Below are 1,233 nucleotides of genomic sequence, written 5' to 3' on the forward strand. Positions count from 1 at the left end.
GGAAGCGAAGCCGCGAGGTGGAGCAAACCCCAGAAACAAGCTCTCAGTTCGGATCGTAGGCTGCAACTCGCCTACGTGAAGTCGGAATCGCTAGTAATCGCAGGTCAGCATACTGCGGTGAATACGTTCCCGGGCCTTGTACACACCGCCCGTCACACCACGAAAGTCGGAAGTACCCAAAGCCGGTGGGGTAACCTTCGGGAGCCAGCCGTCTAAGGTAAAGTCGATGATTGGGGTGAAGTCGTAACAAGGTAGCCGTATCGGAAGGTGCGGCTGGATCACCTCCTTTCTAGGGAGACATACACTAGCACAAGATGCTAGATGTCACACTAGGTCGACACTTTGGTGTAATGGATAGACGTAGCATATGCGCTAGCTGTATCCAACCTTAATTGTTCAGTTTTGAGAGATTATCTCTCATATGTAGGCCTATAGCTCAGCTGGTTAGAGCGCACGCCTGATAAGCGTGAGGTCGGTGGTTCAAGTCCACTTAGGCCTACCATTTTAATATATTACCTTTTCATGGGGGCGTAGCTCAGTTGGGAGAGCACCTGCCTTGCAAGCAGGGGGTCAGGAGTTCGAATCTCCTCGTCTCCACCATGTTCTTTGAAAACTGCATAGAAGATAATAAATTATTTATGATTTGGTCTCTTAGAGTTGACTCTAAGGGTTAGACCAAGCACATAGATTCTCTAAATTAACTTATAAGGTGAGAGCATCCGAAAGGATGACTCTAAAGCAAAAGACATAACCATATGTCGCTATCAAGTAAAGATAGTAAGGGCATACGGTGGATGCCTTGGCTATACTGGCCGAAGAAGGACGCGGTAAGCTGCGAAAAGCTACGGAGAGGTGCAAGCGACCATTGACCCGTAGATATCCGAATGGGGGAACCCGGCAGAGAAAAGCTCTGTCACCCATACCAGAGAGTATGAGGAGGGCACCTGGGGAACTGAAACATCTAAGTACCCAGAGGAAAAGTAATCAAACGAGATTCTCTTAGTAGCGGCGAGCGAACGGGGAAGAGCCCAAACCGGACTGGTTCGCCAGACCGGGGTTGAGGACTGCTAACAAGCATAAATGGGATAGACGAACCGACTTGGAACGGTCGGCCGAAGAAGGTGAAAGCCCTGTAGTCGAAATCCTGCATATGTGGAGCAGTATCCAGAGTACCACGAGACACGTGAAACCTTGTGGGAAGCAGGGGGGACCACCCTCCAAGGCAAAATACCA

2 tRNA genes and 2 rRNA genes are annotated in these 1,233 nt (G+C 49.9%); all 4 read left to right on the forward strand.

The annotated features are described in order from the left end of the window. Positions 1-289 (forward strand): 16S ribosomal RNA (locus HMPREF9200_RS04090); the annotation flags it as partial. 136 nt (positions 290-425) lie between these two features. Beyond that, positions 426-502 (forward strand) — tRNA-Ile (locus tag HMPREF9200_RS04095). A gap of 22 nt (positions 503-524) precedes the next feature. Beyond that, a tRNA-Ala gene (locus HMPREF9200_RS04100) sits at positions 525-600 on the forward strand. A gap of 167 nt (positions 601-767) precedes the next feature. Next, positions 768-1,233: ribosomal RNA gene (locus HMPREF9200_RS04105) — 23S ribosomal RNA — on the forward strand; the annotation flags it as partial.

The sequence above is a fragment of the Veillonella sp. oral taxon 780 str. F0422 genome, assembly GCF_000221605.1.
Classification (GTDB): Bacteria; Bacillota; Negativicutes; order Veillonellales; family Veillonellaceae; genus F0422.